This is a genomic window from Flavobacterium adhaerens (assembly GCF_040045115.1).
GTDB lineage: Bacteria > Bacteroidota > Bacteroidia > Flavobacteriales > Flavobacteriaceae > Flavobacterium > Flavobacterium adhaerens.
Window position 1 is genome coordinate 52,230 of sequence record NZ_JBDLZX010000010.1, and the last position, 20,810, is coordinate 73,039.

The following is a 20,810-nucleotide window of genomic DNA, read 5'->3' on the forward strand; positions in this document are numbered from 1 at the left end:
GTACTTTAAGATTTGATTTAATTTTGATTTGGAGTCAATTTAAACAATACCGTACTTATAAAACCATCTCTTATATTGTTTCTTACTTTAAGAGTTGTTTTAAAACTCCCCAAATTAGTATATAGATCTTGAGTTAAATTTAAAATTTGATAATCATTTTTTTGAAGAACCTTTTGCTCGTACAAAATTTTCATATAGAGTGACACTACATTTTTCATTTTTCTTAAAGCAATGTATCGATAATCATTCTTAAAATTTATTGGTTTTAGGCGATCTAATTGATAACCTATAAGCAAAGGCTCAGAAAGTCCAAATCCTAAAAATAATTTTTTATAATAATTGATTTCTGTTCTGTTTTTAGGAATGTAATGACAAAATTGTAGTTTCTTATTCCATAAAATTTTATAGCCAATCATTCCCAAAGCTAAACAGAGTTCGTGATCTTCTCCACTTACTAATGAAGTCCCTTTTCGTCCAGTAGATTGAAATTTGAATTGATATTTATGTATCAACTCTAAAAAGGCATTTTTATTTACAATCATTCCAGCACCGTAAACAACTTTTCGGGTATTGGTAATGTCTCCTTCTTCTAAATATTGAGAACCTACAGCCAAAGTGTGATATTGATTTTTCCAAAAATAAGGTGGCTCATGACCTTCAAAAACAGGAATACCATATCCTCCAATTACACCAACATTAGGATTATCATTAATAATTGATAAAGCGTCGTGCAAATAATTTTCAGACAACCAATTATCGTCATCACAGAATAATAAATAATCAAAGTGAGCATTATTGATCCCGCATAAACGGGCTGCAGACAAACCTGGCTCAAATTCTTTTATGATTCTAAAATTTGGTTTGTTTGCAGTAACATTATTTTTCCATAAACGATTAGCTACTTCAGAGGTATTATCTGTAGAGGCATTGTCTATTATTATAACCTCCCATTGATTAGGAGCAATATTGTCTTGATTTAACAAATGCTCTATAGTTGGTTTTAGCCTACCAACACTATTATAACAACAAACTATTACACTTATGCCTTTCATAACTTGCTCATTTTATATTTAAATTTTTTAAGCAAAAAGTTCAAATAACGTTTATAAGATATTTTTTTTTCGTACCAGGCTCCTCCTTTAGAATCTAACCATTTATCTATATTGAAATAATCTTTAGACAACTTATACAAATCTTTTCCATCTGTAACATAGTCGTTGAAAGATTCGGTAATACGTATTAGTTTATCGATTCCTGGTATTTTTTTGGCTGAAAAAAACACTTTGTTATAAGGGATTGAATTCCAAAGAATTAAGAATTCGAACCAATTATTTATTTCTCTATCACAACCTTTGATGAACCAATTAGAGGAATCCAATGGCATTCGTCCTAATCGTCTATTCCATTTTGAAGTGGCCTCATTTTCATCTTTATAATGCAAAAAATGAATTTCAATATCACCAAGCAAACCAATAGGATATCGTTCTTTTAGATGAAGTTTTTCGTATTCTATGTATTTAGTTCTTTTTACAAAAACTAAATTATGCTTTAAATAAACTGGCAAACTATTAGCCATTTTTACAAAGTCTAACGGAGGGATAAACAATCCAACAAATGGCGAATTGTATTTTATTTTTCGTTCAATATAAACCTCGGCACCCCAACAATCATTTGATATAATACAAAAGTCTTTATTCATAATTTATTGAAATTTACTGAAACAACCTCCTATATTTTCCGCTATAATCAAAATTATTGATTCTCATTTTAATAACCTTTGCCGGAATTCCTGCAACCACATTACAAGATGCTACATCCTTTGTTACGGTTGCCGAAGCGGCTACAACAGCTCCTTTTGCTAGATGAACTCCTGGTAATACCATAGCTCTTGTGCCAATCCAGACATAATCCTCAACGATTATTTCTTTATTCCGTATTCTTTCGTATTCAAATAATTCATCGTGATCGGCTGTCAAAAAAATTACATCTTCAGAAATAGAAACGTTACTACCTATTTTTACATTGCCTCTCGTATCTATTCGACATCCTCCATTTATAACAGAATCAATACCTATCTCAAGTCCTTTAGAAGAATCAAATTTGCAGTTCATACAAATTGAGCTCCCCTTACCTATCTTAAATCCCATTGCCGTTCGATAATACCATAACCGTATAGTATGACTAGGAATATGAGAAATTATATGATTGCACAGATACAATCTAAATTCAGACAAAAAGCTTTTGATTTTCATAGATTTAAGACATTACAAAACGAAACATATTGAAAAACAGTTTGTAATTCCAAGGGCTTCTACCTCTTATTATAGACTTTAAATAAGCTATTAAGCCAACCATCAAACTTTTTCTAAATCTGAAACCAAATTTTTTTGAAAGTTTGGAATGCCAAATAGGTAGAACATCAAAATAATAACTTTTCAATTCTCCTAATGGAATAGACGAATTGTTGGTTTCGTGAATTCTGTAATACCCAATTACCTCATCACAGTAATATAAATTTCGGTTTTCAGCGTACCGCAACATCAATTCGGCATCACATATTTGAGTATTTAAAAACAGTTTCCCTTTCAATTTAATTTCGTCAAGAATTTTTTTTCTAAACATTGTAAACACAATATGAAAAGGGTTTTCGAAGGCTATTTTTTCGAAGGCATTTTCGATATACCCAGACTTAATAGGTGCATTTTCTTCGGTATATTTTATTGCGCCCGTTTTTTCAAAAAGTCTTTTATATTTAAAAGAGATAAAATCGGATCTTGTGTCAGTGAGTTTCTTAACTCCTTTTTCTATAAATGTATTGTTGTGAACATCATCAGCATTTGCAATTACTACATATTCACCTATTGCTTTATCGTAAACATTATTCCAGTTGGGTCCTATTCCTAAATTTTTTTCATTTCTAAACAATTTAACTTTAGGTTCATTCGCAAAATTTTCATTCAATATTTCCCAAGTCCCATCAGTAGAATAATCGTCTTGAATAATTATTTCAATATTATCATAAGTCTGTGACAAAAAATAGTTTACAGTTTCTTCAATATATTTTGCAGCATTATAAACAGGAATACAAACGGATACTAATGGAGTAGTCATTTTATAAAATATTAAATCATTAAACTAAATCGTTTTTAACCTATGAATCTTTAATTGTGCATAGAACAAATAAATCAGCGCTTGAATAACCGAAATGAAGATATTGAAACTCAATACCCCAATTAAATTTGAAACATCAAAAATCAATATCCCTATAACAATGCATATTAAATTTGCTAATATGTAGAGATACGGATTGATAAGCCAACCTCGACTTGAACAAAGCGAAAATAAAAGCCCCGTTAATAGTCCTAAACAACTTCCTGAAACATTTAAGACAAGAGCAGTGTCTAGCCCTTTGTAGTTTCCTCCTAATAGCCATAAAAACTGAGTCGAAAATAGCGAAACGCCCAACACAACTAATAAACATATTGAAAACAAGACCAAAACACTAAGCAAAAATTGATTAAACAATACTTTGTAAACATTTTTTTGTCTTGCAAAACGAGGAACCAACAAAGTTGAAAATAGTGTTCCGAATAAACCTAACAAAACCGACACTCTTCCTAATGCTCCTACTTGTGCTACTGAAGTTGCATCGCCAAAAATGGATATTAACCAAATCGTAATTTGTCCAGATAAACAATAATAAATGGCACCAGGCAAGATTATTTTGACAACAGATAATATTTCTTTTTGAATCTCAGGATCATTTGTCTGAGTGTTATCGGCAAAATTATCCGCTATTTTTTTTAATTTAATATTTCCTATGAGCCTAGGAATCCCGCTAGCTAAAATTGCTACAAATGCCCAAGGGAAAATAAAAATTGTCAATCCCGTTAAGAAAAGTCTAGCAATACCAACCATAACCTGGTTTTTTTGCAAAGGAAAAATGTCTTGATGCAATTTGGGAACAATCTCTAACAAAGAATCCGATAAGGCTGCAAAAAAAGCTGGGATCAATGATGCCGAAATCAAAATTGCAGTCAACCAACTTGCGCCATTATGCAGCAATAAATACATTAAAACAGGAATCGCTAATACAAAACATATTGAAGCAAACTTTCTTCTTAATACTAAACCTGTGGCCAAAATAGCTCCCAGTTTTTCTTTGTCTTCCCAAACCTTACCTCCTTCAGACATCACACCAGTTCCGATTCCACCATCAGCCAGCAAAGTCATTGTCCCAAGCATTGTATTGGCTAATGTGTAAAGTGCATATTCTTGAACAGTCAGCATATGAATAATTATGAGTCCACTTGCAAAACCTACAGCTTGAATAATTATTTGAGCAGAACCTGTTATGCTGATTAGTTTTCCCCATTGTTTTGCATTGTCAAAATGTGGGTGCTCTAGTATCCTATTTAACATATTTTAATTCAAAATTAAGGTTATGTTTAAATGCACAGTTTTATTTTTTACATTCTCTTTAAAACCCATTTCTTTCTCAACTTATCAAGTGGTAAATCATAATATTGATAAACCAAAAATGAAAACAAATAAGTGATAAACAAATACGCTAGCGTATAAGGAATTCTATCCGATTTGGTAAGCTCTTTGATATAATAATTGTACGGAATTATAAACATCCAATGGCTTAGGTATAAAACATAAGATACCCCTCCTAAAAAAGTATCTTTAGAATCACTTTTTCGCAATACACTATTGGCTAGTAATGGTATTAACAGGAAAGAAGTCAAAATATTAAACAGTTCGTTGTAACTGCTATCAATCACTTTTACTTTAGCTAATAAATCAGGAACTACATAATGAATGGCTAAAATTGCAATAAATAAAAGATTGAAAATCTTTTCTAGATTGGGCTTAAAAACTACTTTAGATTTATAGATTTCGATACCTATTATAAAATAAACTAGATATTTAAGAATTGTTTTGGAAAGACATAATTCTGGAACCATAAAAAAAAGTCCTAAGGCTACAAAAAAACATATAACAATAGCCCATAATCTTTCTTTTCTGGTTTTTATGAACAATAATAGTATTGGCAATAACAAGTAAAATTGCAATTCGATATCGAGTGACCAAGCAGGAACCAAAGGTGCAAAACCAAGCTGATTGTATCCTAACATAAAAAGATTGGCAAACCAAAAAACAATACTGCTTGTAGATTTAAAATCTAATGAACTTACTATTTCTGGTTCAAATGAATGAAGCATTATAAAAGTCAAAATACTCACTAAATAAAAAACCGGTAACAAACGAAAAATCCGACTACAGTAAAAAACAAATAAAGGATTTTTGGTTTTGCTATATTTGGTTTCATACATCAAGGAGACCCAATAACCACTAAGAATAAAAAAACAGAATACGGCCAAATGCCCTATAAAAACAAACTTAGTAATATGAAAAAGAACTACTAATGAAGCTAATATAAAACGAACAAAACCGGGTTTAATCATAAGTTAGTTTTTTTTCTTTAGATATATTCTGTACTAAATTTACTGGATCACTTATTCAAAATAATTTAGAATCGTGAATCCGCATTCTTTTAAAAGTTGTTCTTTGCGCATCAGCTTTAAATCTGATTCCATCATTTCCTGAACTAGTTCTGATAATTCATATTTACATTCCCAACCTAATTTAGTTTTTGCTTTTGTAGGATCTCCAATTAATAAATCAACTTCTGTTGGCCTAAAATAATTTGGATCTACTGCCAATACTTCTTTTCCAATTGGTATTTGATAATCTGGATTACTGCATGATGCGACGAAGCCTTTTTCTTCAATACCAATACCTTTAAACTCTAATTCTATACCTACTTCAGCAAAACTCATTCGAACAAATTCGCGAACTGGAGTTGTTTTTCCAGTAGCAATAACCCAATCTTCTGGTTCCTCGGCTTGCAAAATCATCCACATCATTCGTACATAATCTTTTGCATGTCCCCAATCACGTTGCGCATCAAGGTTTCCTAAAAATAATTTTTCCTGTAATCCCAAAGCTATCCTTGAAGTTGCTCTAGTGATTTTACGAGTGACAAAAGTTTCACCCCGAATAGGTGACTCATGATTAAACAAAATTCCGTTACAAGCATACATTCCATAAGCCTCTCTGTAATTTACGGTAATCCAATAAGCATACATCTTGGCAACAGCATAAGGTGATCTTGGATAGAAAGGCGTTTTTTCGGACTGTGGTACTTCTTGAACTTTACCGTACAACTCAGAAGTTGAAGCTTGATAAATTCGTGTCTTTTTTTCTAACCCCAACAAACGAACTGCATCCAAAAGTCTTAAAGTTCCCAATGCATCAACATTTCCAGTATATTCTGGTGTTTCAAACGAAACAGCCACATGACTCATAGCAGCCAAATTATAAATTTCGTCAGGCTGAATTTCCTGTATTAAACGGGTTAAGTTTGTACTATCGGACATATCCCCATAGTGCAGTATAAAATTTCTATCTTCTATATAAGGATCTTGATACAAATGATCAATTCTATCAGTATTAAATAAGGATGTACGCCTTTTTAATCCGTGTACTATATAGCCCTTTTCTAATAAAAATTCACTCAAATAGGCTCCGTCTTGTCCAGTTACTCCAGTAATGAACGCTACTTTTTTTGATGGATTCATAATCTAACTTTTTAAGCACAAAGGCATTGTATTGCAATGTTGCAAAGTTTATAAAACGTTAACTGTAAAGTTTTTTCTTGTTGAGATTTCTAGTTTAAAAGATTGATTTTTGGTAATCTTTCTCTTTTAAATTTTCGACATTTTGTAGAAACCAATTGTATGTTTGTTGTATCCCTTGTTCTAAAGATACTTTATGTTTCCAACCTATATTATGCATTTTAGAAACATCCATTAATTTTCGTGGTGTCCCATCTGGCTTACTTTTATCCCAAATAATTTCACCCAAATGACCAACCCTTTTTTGAATCGCTAGTGCTAAGTCTTTTATTGTCAAATCTTCGCCTGTACCAACATTATATAAATGTTCCGGCAATTTATTTTCGAGTGCAAAAACAACTGCTTCGGCTAAATCATCTACAAATAAAAATTCTCGCATTGGGTTTCCTGATCCCCATAATACAACTGGAGCGTGATTGTTATTTTTGGCTTCATGAAATTTACGAATCATTGCTGGCAAAACATGTGAACTATGCAAATCAAAATTATCATTAAAACCATATAAATTTGTTGGCATTAGACTCACAAAATCTTTTTGATATTGTTTGCGGATTGCTTCACATAATTTTACCCCAGTAATTTTGGCCAAAGCATACCATTCATTTGTTGGCTCCAATGCTGCTGTCAATAAATATTCTTCTTTTAATGGTTGAGGAGCAAATTTTGGATATATACAAGAGCTACCCAAAAATATAAACTTCTTTACTCCATGATTATGAGCTTCATTGATAAGGTTATTTTGAATTTGCATATTTTCCATCAAAAATTGAAAAGGAAAATCATTGTTTGCCAAAATTCCACCGACTTTTGCAGCAGCGTCTATAATAACATCTGGTTTTACATTTTGAATAAAATCTCGAACCGCATTTTGGTCTCTTAAATCTAATTCCTTACTAGAAACACCAATAAGATTATTGTAGTCTTTTTGCAACAAAGCTCTCCAAACAGCACTCCCAACCATACCTTGGTGTCCAGCAATATATATTTTAGATTTATTATCAATCATTGTTGGTGAAATTTATTAATAGACAATCATATTCATTTCTAAGTTTGCCTCAATTTATATTATAATAATGGAGAAGCTATAGATTCTAAATCTTGATAAACTTTTTTTACTTCTTGAGAATTTTCTTTTTGCAAAACCATCAAAGCGTCTGAAGTGTAAATTAAAATGCAATTTTTAACTCCAATAAAAGTGGTATGCAATAATGTTCCGATAACGATATTATTATTAGAATCTATTGGGTGTCCTTTTTGAACCAAGTAATCGTAAACCGACTCAAAAGAACCCAAATCTGACCATTCAAAATCACTAGCTACAACCTTGATCGCATTGCTCCTTTCCATTACAGCATAATCTATACTTATAGAAGGAATTTTAAGCGATAGTTCGTAATCCAAAAAACCATTAGAATTGTTTTCCCAGGCTGTTCTAGAAGCCCAATACACTTCTGGTTCAAAACTTTCTAGCTCTGATAGAAACTTTCCTGCTCTAAAACAAAAAAGGCCACTATTCCAAAAATTATTACCGCTTTCGAGATACATAGTTGCTGTTTTCAAATCTGGCTTTTCATGAAACGCAATAACATTTTCATGTTCAAATTCAATATAACCATAACCTGTTTCAGGTTTTGTTGGTTTTATTCCAAAAGTCACTAAAAAATCATTTTTTGCTAATTCTATAGCCTTTCTTAAAGCGATGTCATAGGACATTTCGCCTTCTATGATATGATCCGAAGGAGTAATCAATAAAATATCATCTGGCTTTGAAGCAAAAGCTGCAAATGCAATTGCCGCAGCAGTATTTCTTGGAACGGCTTCTACGATATGAGTAAAAGACATATTGAATTTAGACATAATGCTATTACTCATTTCATAATTATCAATATTTCCAACGACTATGGTTTTATCTGAAATGTTTTTATTTCTCGCAACAGTCTTTTCAAAAAGGGTTTGTCCTTCAAAAAGCTCAAGGTATTGTTTTGGCTGACTTTTCCTAGAAAGTGGCCATAATCTGCTACCAATTCCGCCAGACAATATTATATGAGTAATAGCACTAGTATTCATTATATAACTTTTAAAAGTTCTTTTTGATACACTTCTTGACGTAAACCTGTACTTGAAAAGCGATGGTCTCTTGTATTAAAATACAACTCTATTCCTTTTTTTTCGCAATAAGATCTTCCCGTAAAATCTTTTTCTTTATACTCTTCGCCTACTATACGAATATCGATAGTAAATGATTGCAAAATATCTTCCAAATCTTGTTCGGTTGCATAAGGTACTATTTCATCAACAAACTTGCACGCTTTTAACTGTATATAACGTTCTACAACAGTCTGAGTTGGTTTATTTTTTGTAGGACGATCCAAAGTTGGATCAGTTTGTAAACCAACAATTAAATAATCACAATGTAATTTTGCTTCTTCCAGCATTTTTACGTGACCTGCATGCAACAAATCGAAAGCACTAAATGTAATTCCAGTTTTCATCTTCTTAATGTTTTAAAATTAAAAAATTAGGTTTTTGAATACAAAATGATTTGAGAGAATATTTCAACCATTTTACTGGGGTTTTAAGATGCTTTTTTCAAATTTAAAAAAGGGTTCCCCGTGAATAGTTACAGATTAACTACTCAAAAAACAAAATAAAAATGGTTAAAAAACTTAAATAAATTACCGTTTTTGAAGACCATTTGAAGACTAAATTCTTGTCATTCATATATGACAAAATATTCAAATCAAATATTAGTTTTTCTCTAACAATAATTTAGGATAAAATTACCATATAACTCCTCAAAACAACCTCATTTTCGTCGCTAAATGTCCTAAATCAGGAAAACTTGTTATTAAAAATGTTAATATTATCAGAATATGAGAATTAAATTTACATCCTACAATAAAGATGAAGGTTTAAACCTTCAACCTATTTATTAATCTCTAAACACTATTATATAGATATTGATTTGAGGTTATTATATAAAAGAGCTTACCTATTATTTAAATGAACTTATTAAGGGACAATTAATAAATCTAAGAATTATGAAATGGTATGTAGTGTACACCAAACCTAAATGGGAAAAAAGAGCAGCTGAACAACTAACACGATTTAATATTAACTGTTACTGTCCAGTAATAACGAAAATCCAACAACGATCAGATAGAAAGATAAAGGTTGAAGTCCCATTATTTAATCACTATATATTTGTACGAATAGCCGAAAAAGATAGAAGTAAAGTATTCAATTCTCCTGGAGTTGTAAGATATTTATTTTGGCTAGGAAAACACGCTGTTGTAAAAGATCACGAAATTGAAACTATAAAAGAATGGCTTGAAAGTGGAGATACTGCTTCTGAAATATCAGTTATGCAATATCAAATTGGAGATAAAATACATTTAAATTCTGGTCCATTTTGCGAACAAAATGCTGTAATCAAAGATATCACAAAAACACATTATGTTTTAATTTTAGAATCTTTGGGGTATGTCTTAAAAGTAAAACATAAATAAAAAAACAATAAGAGCTTACAAAAAGTTAAATACTTTTTTGAGCTCTTTTATTCGATAGAAAAGTAAAATCTTAACTCAACTGGAAGATTTGACTTTCTTTTACGCCTAAAATCCTAACTAATTGATCTAACTTTGACAATTTAAGATCAACTTTTCCTTTTTCAATATTTTCATATTTTTTTACGCTAATCTCCATTTGGATAGCAACATACTCTGGTGTATGATTATTTCGCAATCGATACTCTTTTATCCGTAGATGATAATTTTCCATAATCTAATTTCTTTAATTATTAAACTATACTATTTTTAAAAAACGATTCTAAATTTTATTTGGTTTCATTAAAAAATATTGAAACATCAAATTTAAATATGAACTCAATTGAGACTTCTAATACTTTTGAAATTTCAATTAACTTTGAAACTGTTAAATCAACATCTCCTCTTTCTATTTTGCCATAACCACTGGCACTCATTTTCAATTCTGCTGCAACATATTCCCTTGTCATATTCTTTAATTCCCTAATTTTCCTAATATTTTTATACACTACATACTTCATCACTAAAGAAAATATATAAATTTTTAATTTTTTAACATATAAGACTCTATTATTGTTACCATATATTTTGAAGCACAATCTACTTTTGTAAAATTTTGAAAAAAAAACAGATTTTATATAAAAAACATAAACTATTAACAAGTATTTATGTTAAATACACACTTATCACTAAGCCCTTATTTTAATTTTAAGCTAAAGTATATAATGTTTCTACTTTAAAATAATAAATCTGTTCAACGTATTTTAAAATCCGATAAAATACAATAAATTAGATTTTAGGGGGTAAAATTACTTTTTTCATGTGGTAAATCTGCAACTTATAAAGAGTTTAATCCTACAATCACTCAATAGATACTCTTTAAATTAATTCTTTTGAGGATCTTTAAAAAGAAAAAAAACACTTAGAATTAAAATATTATAAAATAAAAAGACTCAGATTACAATTTATAATCTGAGTCTTTTTTGAGATCTATTTATTTTATATTATTGAGTTACCAATAACTGAGGATATGGATCTGATGGAGCATCAATGATTACGGTTGGTACATTTTCTTTAACGCTTACCATTATTTTATTAATAGATGAGTCTCCTAACAATGCATTATTGACAAATATTCCGTAAGTAGCGCCAAAATTCCTTACAATACTTCCTTTAATTGTTGAATTCAATACATAATTATACATTCCATGATGAACCGTTGGAGAATACAATCTAATATCATCAGAAAAAGTACATCCCTCTATTATACTACCTACCCCTCTTATTATTGCATCTGTCGATTTATTGTTGTAAAATCTACAACTATAAATTCCTAAAGCAGCATCTCGCATAATATTAGGTCCTTTATGGTTGGTAAAATCACTATTGGCAATGATGGGGTAATTTTGACCGGATATATCAAAAGCCAGATCGTTACCATCAAATTTACAATCTACCCATGCATCTAAATTATCAGCTCGTGTGGCTCTCATAGATACTGCCGTACCACAATTAATAAATTGATTTTTATAAAACATAGTTTTATCAACAAAACTTGAAGTATCGCTATCATTTGCCCACGGGTAAAGAGGGTCTTGAAAAAAGCCAATTGTGCAATCTACAAAACCTAAATTTTCAAGAAAGTTATTATCAAAACCCACCATTTGCTTTAGATGCATTCCATACTTTTGGTTTCTAAACACCACAAACTTAATGTTTTGAAACGCCATATGATGTTTCCCGTAATCTTGAGAAGAATATATACCTGTATTTCCTCCCTGAAGCGTCATATTTGCAAATATAAAATTTGAATCTTGTCCACCTACAAGTGATATCAATGGAAAATCATCTGTCATACCAACGATAACGGTTTTACCAGTACCTTGTCCGACAATTCCATGTTTAGAATCTACAGGTAGTTTTAAGGTTGATTTTATATAAAAAATACCCTCAGGTAATTCGGCTATACTATTTTTATCAATTAAACCTTGAATATAAGCCGTTTGATCTTCAATTTGATTTAATCTTATTTTTTCTTCTCTAACAGTTTTCCAGTTTGCCCCTAACGGATCTGGCAATGTCTCCCAATTTGGTTTTTCCCACGGAGTATATTTTGTCCCCTTTACACTTTTTACGATAGTATTAATATCGTTTGTATTGGTCATTTTTCCATTTTGTTCAACACCATTAAACGAAATAGCATTCGATTGATCTAGATTTCCTAAAAGATCGAATCCAGTAACGGTTCCGGACTTTCTGGTGTACTTTCCTAAACCGTTCATTAAAAACATATTTGTATTTACTGACACTACGTCTTTGGATGTTCTAAGAAACTTATTTAAAAAGAAAACATCATTGGCTTCTATATCATAAGATGGTGTTGGATCAGAATCATAACTTCCTCCACCAAAATCAGTAATCTTTACATTTCCCATATTGGTTGCCGAAAACATGGCTTTAGTTCCTTCGCCCATAAGATTCCATCCTTCAGCATCCAACCCTACAAATGTTGCAGATTGTAAACCCGAAAGTTCGGTTGTGTCGCCATGAGGTGTCAAAAAATTGGTATGCAAATGGACATTTCCATAACTTGGTGTTGTACTATTCCCCTTCATAACCAGAAGATTAGACCAAGTACCAGATTGATTTTTTATAATTTTATTGTTTCTAAAATAGCCAGACTGACTACAATCAAACTGGATACGCCCACTAAAGTTAATAAAAGTACAGTTTTCAAGCATTATGTTGGTACCTTGCATAATCGCCCATTTAATTGATTTAAAAGTACAATTTGATATAACTCCCCCCGATTCAAATTTTATAACTTGATCTTGAGGAAATAAATCTTGCAAGTAAACACCACTACTCCCAGCCGCAATTGTTATGCCTGAAACTTTAGTTAATGATGGATGTCCGTATAGTTTTTGACCTGTTTTCATTACTATACTAACTCCTGAATAATCTCCTTTTTCTAGTCTAACAATCTTATGTTCATCTAATGCCTTCTGCAAAGTCCCCTTTTGAGTAATTGGCAATAGATAAGCTTTATCAAAATAATCAATTTCTTCTAGCTGATTGCTTACACCTGAAGATTTTACAGGTGCTTCATCTAGTGCATATTGATAATTTTGAGAAAAAATTGTGGTTGAAAAAAGTAAAAAACAAACTAAATATTTCATTGTCCTGATATAATGTACGAATTCGTACCAGTTTTTCTAAGAAATCCAAATCTGACATTTCCGGTAGCACTAGTAAACTTTGCAGTAGCGCCTGCAACATAATTAATGCTAACCCCAGAACCAGCTTGAATTGTTAATACTGCACCATTATGAGCTTCAAGGTTGATTGTTTCTCCTACTGACATACTTCCGAAGTCAGACGTTAAGGTCAAAGTTGCTGTTCCTGTACATTCAATAGTATTATTTACATCTGTAGAGGCAATATTTCTAGAGGCAGTAAATGAAATTACGGAAGCTATCGTTGCAGTTGTTCCTCCTAATACTTTTTCGGCTGTTTTGGCGAATAATGCGTATGGAACACTCAAAAGCTGTGTTGTTCCCATAATATTATAACTAGCTCCACCATTTACATCGACTTGTGTTTCTATAAAATATGGCCCCTTGTCCCAAGAAATTTTACTAAAATCACCAACAATAACGGATCCTGTACCAATTTCTAGTGTAACCAAACCATTACTATTTGTTGTAACCGAATGAGTTTCTTGATAAACATTACTTCCCGTTGTGGTACTCTGATGAATAATAATGTTAAGACTTATCCCCTTATTTACTACCAAACTATTATCACTGGCACGAATAATTGCCTGATAGCTCATTTTTTCAGGTGATTGTGCAAATAGTTTAACTGTAACTGTAGCAAATAACAATAAAAGAGTAGATGCAAATTTCATTATCTTTTTATTTTTTAATGATTTTAAATGATTTTAATACTTTATTATCAGTATAAACTAATAGCACATAAATTGAAGGAGAAAGGCTGCTTAAATTTACTTGAGTATCAACCTGACTAATTTTATTTTGTTTCAAAAGCCTACCTTGGATATCATAAAGCTTATACGAACGTTGATCACTCCCAAATTCTTGATCTTTCATACTTATATGCACTAAATCAACTGTTGGATTTGGAAAAATTAACACATCAGCAATAGACTCCTCTACATCTGGAGTCCCTAAATTTTCCTCAGCAAATAGTTGCTGTATCCCTTGAGCTACAGTATAATCTGATTCTTGTTCAATATAAGTGTAAATAACTTGTCCTATTGAATAAGCAACTGTTCCTGAACTTCCGACTGCATTGTTCCCTGATGTAATTATAGTTTCCATTAAATTATTCTCAACTGTTCCACCATTTTGACTAATCCCCTTCATAGAGAACAATAACATCGTAATAATAAGTAGGTTAATTTTTTTTAGATTCCGGTATTTCACAATTTCTTTTTATTATTCTTCCCTATTTTTTTTTGTGGTGCAAAACTATTTATTTTAATAGAAGAAACAATCAAATTTAAGATAAGATTCACATTTTCAGTATTTTAACAATTATTTACTTATTATAAAAAGGCTGTTTTATGATTTTAAGGCTTAAAAATTATTATTGATAAAATAGCACACCCAACATCAATTTACAAAGAAGATGATTTTTCTTTTTTTTTTACACTCCAAACTGCTCACTAACTCAATGAATAACGGATGTTTAGACTAAAAATTATAACAATATATTCTTTTTATCTAATCCTTAATTAACCCATAAAAAATACTTTATTTTTATAATTATTATAGCTTCAAAACACACATCTTTCACATAATTAACATTTACTAGACTGATTTAAAGATACTTAAAGCCAAAAACAACTCCCTAAGTCTTAATTTTTCTAAAATAAAATGCATTTTATCGACAATTTGAGCCGTTAAATTTAAAAAATGTTATTCATCGAGAATAATAGCCTTACACGGGAAATATGCCAATTTGTTAATTATTTTTCTTTGTTTTGATTAAATTATTAAATAATCAGCAGTAAAAACTGTTTTATTAAAATAAAAAAAATAATTAATAACAGAACAGTTATAAGCTTTGGAATTACAAATCATTTCTTGAAGTTATTGTGCTCAAATGATTCTACAAAAACCAACAAATCAATAAAATAATCCAAAAGAATAATCTGTCTTATTCAACTCTAATTTTATAACTATTAAAATGAAAAGAGAAAACTACAATAATAATGATAATGATGATAGTTGGAAAAAAATGGTGTATCCTCAAAACACTATACCTGAACTTTTTATAAAAAAAGCATTAGAATCCCCTTCAGCAACAGCTCTTGAATTTGGAAACAATTCAATCACATACGATGAGTTATCCAAAAAGACCAATCAATTGGCTAATTATTTTTCTTCTATCGGTATAAGTTCTGGGCAAATTATCGCTGTTTCGCTAGATCGAAATCCAGATTTGATTGCCTCACTTTTTGCAATTTTACAATGTGGAGCAGCTTATTTACCACTAGATCCAAAATTTCCGAATGAACGTTTACAGTTTATGCTCGAAGATTCGGAAGCCAGTTTTTTATTGACCACAAGATCGCTATCGGAATCATTACCAAATAACGCTAACAAAATTCTAATAGAAGACACATTAGAAGAGCTAACAAAATTCTCAGAATTAGCACTTCAAAACAGCATAAATCATACAGCAACTGCCTATATGATGTACACATCTGGTTCTACCGGAAAACCAAAAGGAGTTACCGTTACCCACAAAAACTTGGTGAATTTTCTTTTTAGTATGGCGATCGAGCCTGGTATAAAAAAGGAAGATAAATTATTATCTATTACCACAATTTCTTTTGATATCGCTGTTTTAGAATTGTTTTTACCTCTTCTAAATGGAGCCACAGTAGTTTTTGCAGATTATGAAACTACCCGAGACGGTCAACTCTTACATACTCTTTTACAAGAGAAAGAAATTACGATATTACAAGCTACTCCAACGACATGGCAATTATTATTAGATTCTGGTTGGAAAACACCACTACCCATAAAAGCATTATGTGGTGGAGAAGCAATGCCACTAAACCTTGCCCGACAATTAACCGCAAGATGTGAATCTTTATGGAATATGTATGGTCCTACCGAAACCACAGTATGGTCGTCTGTCAAAAAAATTCATTCAGATGATGAATTAATAACAATAGGAAAAGCTATTGCCAATACACAAATTTATTTATTAGGCGAAAAAGGACAAGTTGTTGAAGAAGGCTCAATTGGAGAAATTGTAATTGGAGGAGATGGAGTTGCAGAAGGTTACTGGAAAAGACCCGAACTAACGGCCGAAAAATTCATTAAAAATTCATTTCAACCGGATTCTAACACTACTGTTTACCGTACAGGTGATTTAGGGAAACTTTTGCCAAATGGCGATTTTTTATGCTTAGGTCGTATAGATCATCAAGTAAAAATTAGAGGTCACCGTATTGAATTAGGAGAAATTGAAGCCACTCTAAACACTATTTCGAACATAAAACAATCTGCAGTAATAGTGAGCAATTTATTTGGTAATGAGGACAAAATTATTGCCTACTTAAAATCTGATAAAGAACGATTAGATGAAAAAATACTTCATGAGTTACTTGCTAGAGTATTACCTGAAATTTTATTACCCTATAAATACATTTGGGTAGAAGAATTTCCGATCACTCCAAACGGAAAAATTGATAAAAAAAACTTACCTGTTCCAGAATATGTAAGACCCGATTCATTACCTGTTTTCAAAAAACCCAATACGCAATTAGAAAAAGAAATTGCTAACATTTGGAGCGAAGAATTGAAAATAGAAAGTATTGGTATAGATGATGATTTCTTTGATTTGGGAGGTAGCTCACTACTGGCACAAAAAGTTACTTCAGAAATTCGAGAACAATTATCCAAAGACATACCCGTTTCAAAAATTTATATCAATCCAACCATCAGAGAACTCGCAAACGCTTTAGAAAAAGATTCAAACTCAACTGATGAAATATTTACTTTCAAAGAAGATTTCAAAGAAAAAACAACCGTTTCAAAAGACATTGCAATTATTGGAATGGCTGGAAGATTTCCAGGTGCTGACTCTATTGAAGAATTATGGAAAGTTCTTAGAGATGGAAAAGAAACTATTAGTCTTTTTACAAAAGATGAACTAGATAAAAGTTTACCAGAAAATTTACGCAATGACCCTCTTTATATAGGTGCTAGAGGAATATTACCATCTGCAAAAACATTTGATGCAGCCTTCTTTGGATTGAACCCACAACTAGCCGCCGCCATGGATCCTCAAATCCGAATATTTTTAGAAATTTCATGGGAAGCTTTAGAACAATCAGGACATTTACCTAAACATTATAAAGGAAGCATTGGTGTATATTCTGGTAGCGAAATCAATTCATACTACGAAAACAATATCTTTTCAAACAAAGAACTTAAAAGTTCTATAGGAGATTTGCAAATTTATACTGTAAATGGAAAAGATTTTATTGCTCCAAGAACTTCTTATCATTTAAATTTAAAAGGTCCCTCAGTAAGTGTACATTCTGCTTGTTCAACATCATTATTGGCAGTTGCCGAAGCTGTGAAAGCAATAAGAACTGGCATGTGCGATATTGCACTCGCTGGTGGTTCTAGCGTAACAGCGCCAATAAATAGTGGTCATTTATATGATGATGGTTTTATAAAAAGTCCAGATGGCTCTACAAGATCATTTGACGCTTCTGGAAAAGGTACCGTATTTAGTGATGGTGCTGGAGTGGTACTACTAAAAAAATTGGAAGAAGCCGAAAAAAATAACGATATTATATACGGTATAATTAAAGGTGTAGGTGTAAACAATGATGGTGGAGACAAAGGTAGTTTTATGGCACCAAGCCCAAAAGGTCAAGCAGGCGCAATCATCAATGCTTTTAATGATGCCCAAGTTTCGCCATCAACAATTAGTTATATGGAAGCACATGGTACGGCTACTCCAATTGGTGATCCTATAGAAATTGAAGGACTTAAAATTGCGTATGGCAAACAAGAAAAAAATAATTTTTGTGCTCTTGGATCTATAAAAAGTAACATGGGTCATACTACTGCTGCTGCTGGTGTTGCAGGTTTAATCAAAACCCTGTTAGCTATGCGACATAAAAAAATCCCCCCGATGGTTAACTTCAATAAGCCAAATCCAAATATTGATTTTGACAACAGCCCTTTTTATATCAACAACAAGTTAATTGATTGGAATACAAACGGTATCCGAAGAGCTGGTGTGAGTTCTTTTGGTATTGGTAGTACAAATGTTCATGCTATAGTCGAAGAATATTTACCAAAATCTACGCAATCTTCATCCGGACGTCCTCTTGAACTCTTAATGTGGTCTGCAAAAAACCAAAACAGTTTACAGGGTTACGAAAATGCTTTGGGCAATTTTATCGATAAATCAAAAAATACTCCTTTGGCAGATATCGCTTATTCATTGCATAAAACAAGAGATGAATTTAATCATCGAAGTTTTTTGATAGCGAGTTCTACAAATAATGCTTCAGAAAAATTACTTTCTGCAACAACAAAGAGTGCTAAAACATCTATATTAAAAAGTCTTCCAAACGAATTGGGATTCCTATTTCCAGGACAAGGAGCACAGTATCTTCAAATGGGTAAAACACTTTATGAAAATGAAAAAGTGTACCGTGAATCTGTAGATAAATGTGCCGAATTACTAATGGATGATTTAAAATTAGATATTCGTGATGTAATTTATCCAAAGGAAAATTCGTTTGAAGCTGAAGAAGATTTAAAAAACACTCGATTAACACAACCTTCGCTATTTGTAACCGAATATGCATTAGCCCAATTGTGGTTAAGCTGGGGAGTTAAGCCAACTTTTCTCTGTGGCCATAGTATTGGCGAATTTACAGCGGCTCATTTATCAGGAATTTTTAGTCTAAAAGATGCCTTACACATTGTAGCTGTTAGAGGCAAACTTATTAGTGAGTTACCAAGTGGTTCTATGTTAATAGTTCGTGTACCTATAGCACAATTAAATGAACTACTCCCTGCTAATCTTTCGGTCGCTGCAATAAACTCTAACCAATTTTGTGTAGTATCAGGTACAAAAGATGATATTCAAAGTTTCAATCAAGAACTTGACAGCAAAGATATTCCAAATAAATTGCTCAATACCAGTCATGCATTTCATTCCTATATGATGGATCCAATTGCGGATACTTTTAAAGATGAAATCGAAAAAGTAAAACTGAATATTCCACGATTACCAATTATTTCGACAGTAACTGGAACTTGGCTTACCGATACTGATGCTACAAACCCAACCTATTGGGTAAATCATCTGAAAAACACCGTTCTATTTGCAGATGCAATGGATACAGCTTTTGAATTAGATGACTTTATATTATTAGAAGTTGGTCCTGGTACAACACTAACAACATTGGCTCGTCAGCAAGCTGCTGGGAAAATTATACCAGCCTATCCAAGCTTAACGTTTCCAAAAGACGAAGAAGAAAATGAATACAATACAATTTTAAATACTTTAGGCGATTTATGGTTAAAAGGTATAAATCTAGATTGGGACTGCTTTTACAAACATCAACAAAGACAAAAAATCGAATTGCCAAGTTATGTTTTTGATCGCAAACATTGTTGGATAGATCCTATTGCATCAATTAACACAGTAGTAGCCCCAAAAAATAATGTTATTCAAGAAACGCCACAGGTAAATTTAAATACGGAAACTGAACCAATCCAAACCAATAGTACTAAAAAAGATGCCGTACTTTCTAAAATTTCAGAAATTATTCTAAAAGCATCAGGAATATCGGTTGATTCAGATGCGATATCAAATACATTTTTAGAATTAGGACTCGACTCACTATCGCTAACACAATTATCAGGAAGGCTTAAAAATGAATTTGAACTACCAATTACTTTTAGACAATTGAATGAAGGGTATTCTACTCCATTGCTATTAGCTGAGTATGTTGAGTTAAACCTCCCTGAAAATCACGTTCTAAATTCTCAAAATGACACACAAAAAACAAATATCGAACCAATCCAACCGAATGGTTTTACAAATCCAATTGCAACAACTACCGATCAAAATCAGATTTCGTTAGAACAAATTGTTCAACAAATTGAGGCTTTGAGTCAAAAAATTGATCAAATTCAGCACCAACAAAATCTATTGACTGAAGGAAAAATTGTAAATACAAAATCGGAACAATTGGAATTCGCTTTAGAAAATATACTAGAAACCAATGATTCTAACAGAATTACAACTTCTGACGTCATAATTAACGAAACTAAAACGGATAACCAACAACTTGCAGAATCTTTTATTTCAGAAAAGAAATATACCATTATGGCCAATGAGCCTCCTGTACAAGGCAGTAAATTAGGACGTGATGAAGATGGAAACCCGGCTTGGTTTATAGAAAATTCTAATCAGGATGGAAAATTCATGAAAATCAAATTGTGAGAACAAAATAAAATTAGCTAAAAAATTCGTGAATTGT

General features: G+C 31.6%; 17 protein-coding genes. 2 read left to right on the top strand and 15 right to left on the bottom strand.

What is annotated here, in order from left to right:
- Nucleotides 1-17: 17 nt before the first annotated feature.
- The 10 genes from ABEB18_RS13900 to ABEB18_RS13945 form a co-directional block, all read right to left on the bottom strand.
- Nucleotides 18-1,052, bottom strand: a complete 1,035-nt coding sequence (locus tag ABEB18_RS13900; protein ID WP_348799914.1) for a glycosyltransferase — start codon at nucleotides 1,050-1,052, stop codon at nucleotides 18-20.
- Nucleotides 1,049-1,699 (bottom strand): DUF1919 domain-containing protein, encoded by a 651-nt coding sequence (locus ABEB18_RS13905; RefSeq protein WP_348799915.1) that lies wholly within the window; start codon nucleotides 1,697-1,699, stop codon nucleotides 1,049-1,051. Before ABEB18_RS13905 ends, ABEB18_RS13900 begins: the two co-directional genes overlap by 4 nt.
- Nucleotides 1,700-1,712: 13 nt before the next feature.
- The gene (locus ABEB18_RS13910) at nucleotides 1,713-2,111 is read right to left on the bottom strand and encodes an acyltransferase (RefSeq protein ID WP_348799916.1); all 399 of its coding nucleotides are present in this window, start codon (nucleotides 2,109-2,111) and stop codon (nucleotides 1,713-1,715) included.
- 145 nt (nucleotides 2,112-2,256) lie between these two features.
- Nucleotides 2,257-3,111, bottom strand: a complete 855-nt coding sequence (locus ABEB18_RS13915; protein ID WP_348799917.1) for a glycosyltransferase family 2 protein — start codon at nucleotides 3,109-3,111, stop codon at nucleotides 2,257-2,259.
- Nucleotides 3,112-3,135: 24 nt separating this feature from the next.
- Nucleotides 3,136-4,422 carry an MATE family efflux transporter gene (locus ABEB18_RS13920; protein ID WP_348799918.1) on the bottom strand — a complete coding sequence of 429 codons (1,287 nt, stop codon included), beginning with the start codon at nucleotides 4,420-4,422 and terminating at the stop codon, nucleotides 3,136-3,138.
- Between the two features lie 47 nt (nucleotides 4,423-4,469).
- The gene (locus ABEB18_RS13925; RefSeq protein ID WP_348799919.1) at nucleotides 4,470-5,471 is read right to left on the bottom strand and encodes an acyltransferase family protein; all 1,002 of its coding nucleotides are present in this window, start codon (nucleotides 5,469-5,471) and stop codon (nucleotides 4,470-4,472) included.
- A 51-nt stretch (nucleotides 5,472-5,522) separates the two neighbouring features.
- Nucleotides 5,523-6,647, bottom strand: a complete 1,125-nt coding sequence (gene gmd / locus ABEB18_RS13930; protein WP_348799920.1) for a GDP-mannose 4,6-dehydratase — start codon at nucleotides 6,645-6,647, stop codon at nucleotides 5,523-5,525.
- A gap of 94 nt (nucleotides 6,648-6,741) precedes the next feature.
- The gene (locus ABEB18_RS13935) at nucleotides 6,742-7,710 is read right to left on the bottom strand and encodes a GDP-L-fucose synthase family protein (protein WP_438861449.1); all 969 of its coding nucleotides are present in this window, start codon (nucleotides 7,708-7,710) and stop codon (nucleotides 6,742-6,744) included.
- Nucleotides 7,711-7,769: 59 nt separating this feature from the next.
- The gene (locus tag ABEB18_RS13940) at nucleotides 7,770-8,771 is read right to left on the bottom strand and encodes a mannose-1-phosphate guanylyltransferase (protein ID WP_348799921.1); all 1,002 of its coding nucleotides are present in this window, start codon (nucleotides 8,769-8,771) and stop codon (nucleotides 7,770-7,772) included.
- Complete coding sequence (locus ABEB18_RS13945; protein WP_348799922.1) at nucleotides 8,771-9,196, bottom strand: adenylyltransferase/cytidyltransferase family protein; 426 nt, start codon at nucleotides 9,194-9,196, stop codon at nucleotides 8,771-8,773. The genes ABEB18_RS13940 and ABEB18_RS13945 overlap by 1 nt, the downstream gene beginning before the upstream one ends.
- Nucleotides 9,197-9,745: 549 nt before the next feature.
- Here ABEB18_RS13945 and ABEB18_RS13950 point away from each other — a divergent pair.
- Nucleotides 9,746-10,213, top strand: coding sequence for a UpxY family transcription antiterminator (locus tag ABEB18_RS13950; protein WP_348799923.1), 468 nt, complete (start codon nucleotides 9,746-9,748; stop codon nucleotides 10,211-10,213).
- 70 nt (nucleotides 10,214-10,283) lie between these two features.
- Here ABEB18_RS13950 and ABEB18_RS13955 read toward each other — a convergent pair whose 3' ends face one another.
- From ABEB18_RS13955 to ABEB18_RS13975, 5 genes are all read right to left on the bottom strand, one after another.
- Nucleotides 10,284-10,484 (bottom strand): helix-turn-helix transcriptional regulator, encoded by a 201-nt coding sequence (locus ABEB18_RS13955; RefSeq protein WP_348799924.1) that lies wholly within the window; start codon nucleotides 10,482-10,484, stop codon nucleotides 10,284-10,286.
- Nucleotides 10,485-10,539: 55 nt separating this feature from the next.
- Nucleotides 10,540-10,770, bottom strand: a complete 231-nt coding sequence (locus ABEB18_RS13960) for a helix-turn-helix domain-containing protein (RefSeq protein WP_348799973.1) — start codon at nucleotides 10,768-10,770, stop codon at nucleotides 10,540-10,542.
- A 483-nt stretch (nucleotides 10,771-11,253) separates the two neighbouring features.
- Entirely contained in the window at nucleotides 11,254-13,428 is a 2,175-nt protein-coding gene (locus tag ABEB18_RS13965) for a hypothetical protein (protein WP_348799925.1), read from the bottom strand.
- Nucleotides 13,425-14,159: a DUF8740 domain-containing protein gene (locus ABEB18_RS13970; protein WP_348799926.1), complete on the bottom strand. Its 735-nt coding sequence runs from the start codon at nucleotides 14,157-14,159 to the stop codon at nucleotides 13,425-13,427. The genes ABEB18_RS13965 and ABEB18_RS13970 overlap by 4 nt, the downstream gene beginning before the upstream one ends.
- Before the next feature lie 7 nt (nucleotides 14,160-14,166).
- Complete coding sequence (locus ABEB18_RS13975; RefSeq protein ID WP_348799927.1) at nucleotides 14,167-14,637, bottom strand: T9SS type A sorting domain-containing protein; 471 nt, start codon at nucleotides 14,635-14,637, stop codon at nucleotides 14,167-14,169.
- Nucleotides 14,638-15,463: 826 nt separating this feature from the next.
- On the opposite strand from ABEB18_RS13975, the gene ABEB18_RS13980 reads away from it, so the two are divergent.
- Nucleotides 15,464-20,773: an amino acid adenylation domain-containing protein gene (locus tag ABEB18_RS13980; RefSeq protein WP_348799928.1), complete on the top strand. Its 5,310-nt coding sequence runs from the start codon at nucleotides 15,464-15,466 to the stop codon at nucleotides 20,771-20,773.
- Nucleotides 20,774-20,810: the final 37 nt, after the last annotated feature.

What these genes read in the sequence shown, in the direction of transcription:
- ABEB18_RS13900 (WP_348799914.1), bottom strand. Translation starts at nt 1,052, where the DNA reads ATGAAAGGCATAAGTGTAATAGTTTGTTGTTATAATAGTGTTGGTAGG.
- ABEB18_RS13905 (WP_348799915.1), bottom strand. Translation starts at nt 1,699, where the DNA reads ATGAATAAAGACTTTTGTATTATATCAAATGATTGTTGGGGTGCCGAG.
- ABEB18_RS13910 (WP_348799916.1), bottom strand. Translation starts at nt 2,111, where the DNA reads ATGAACTGCAAATTTGATTCTTCTAAAGGACTTGAGATAGGTATTGAT.
- ABEB18_RS13915 (WP_348799917.1), bottom strand. Translation starts at nt 3,111, where the DNA reads ATGACTACTCCATTAGTATCCGTTTGTATTCCTGTTTATAATGCTGCA.
- ABEB18_RS13920 (WP_348799918.1), bottom strand. Translation starts at nt 4,422, where the DNA reads ATGTTAAATAGGATACTAGAGCACCCACATTTTGACAATGCAAAACAA.
- ABEB18_RS13925 (WP_348799919.1), bottom strand. Translation starts at nt 5,471, where the DNA reads ATGATTAAACCCGGTTTTGTTCGTTTTATATTAGCTTCATTAGTAGTT.
- gmd (WP_348799920.1), bottom strand. Translation starts at nt 6,647, where the DNA reads ATGAATCCATCAAAAAAAGTAGCGTTCATTACTGGAGTAACTGGACAA.
- ABEB18_RS13935 (WP_438861449.1), bottom strand. Translation starts at nt 7,710, where the DNA reads ATGATTGATAATAAATCTAAAATATATATTGCTGGACACCAAGGTATG.
- ABEB18_RS13940 (WP_348799921.1), bottom strand. Translation starts at nt 8,771, where the DNA reads ATGAATACTAGTGCTATTACTCATATAATATTGTCTGGCGGAATTGGT.
- ABEB18_RS13945 (WP_348799922.1), bottom strand. Translation starts at nt 9,196, where the DNA reads ATGAAAACTGGAATTACATTTAGTGCTTTCGATTTGTTGCATGCAGGT.
- ABEB18_RS13950 (WP_348799923.1), top strand. Translation starts at nt 9,746, where the DNA reads ATGAAATGGTATGTAGTGTACACCAAACCTAAATGGGAAAAAAGAGCA.
- ABEB18_RS13955 (WP_348799924.1), bottom strand. Translation starts at nt 10,484, where the DNA reads ATGGAAAATTATCATCTACGGATAAAAGAGTATCGATTGCGAAATAAT.
- ABEB18_RS13960 (WP_348799973.1), bottom strand. Translation starts at nt 10,770, where the DNA reads ATGAAGTATGTAGTGTATAAAAATATTAGGAAAATTAGGGAATTAAAG.
- ABEB18_RS13965 (WP_348799925.1), bottom strand. Translation starts at nt 13,428, where the DNA reads ATGAAATATTTAGTTTGTTTTTTACTTTTTTCAACCACAATTTTTTCT.
- ABEB18_RS13970 (WP_348799926.1), bottom strand. Translation starts at nt 14,159, where the DNA reads ATGAAATTTGCATCTACTCTTTTATTGTTATTTGCTACAGTTACAGTT.
- ABEB18_RS13975 (WP_348799927.1), bottom strand. Translation starts at nt 14,637, where the DNA reads ATGAAGGGGATTAGTCAAAATGGTGGAACAGTTGAGAATAATTTAATG.
- ABEB18_RS13980 (WP_348799928.1), top strand. Translation starts at nt 15,464, where the DNA reads ATGAAAAGAGAAAACTACAATAATAATGATAATGATGATAGTTGGAAA.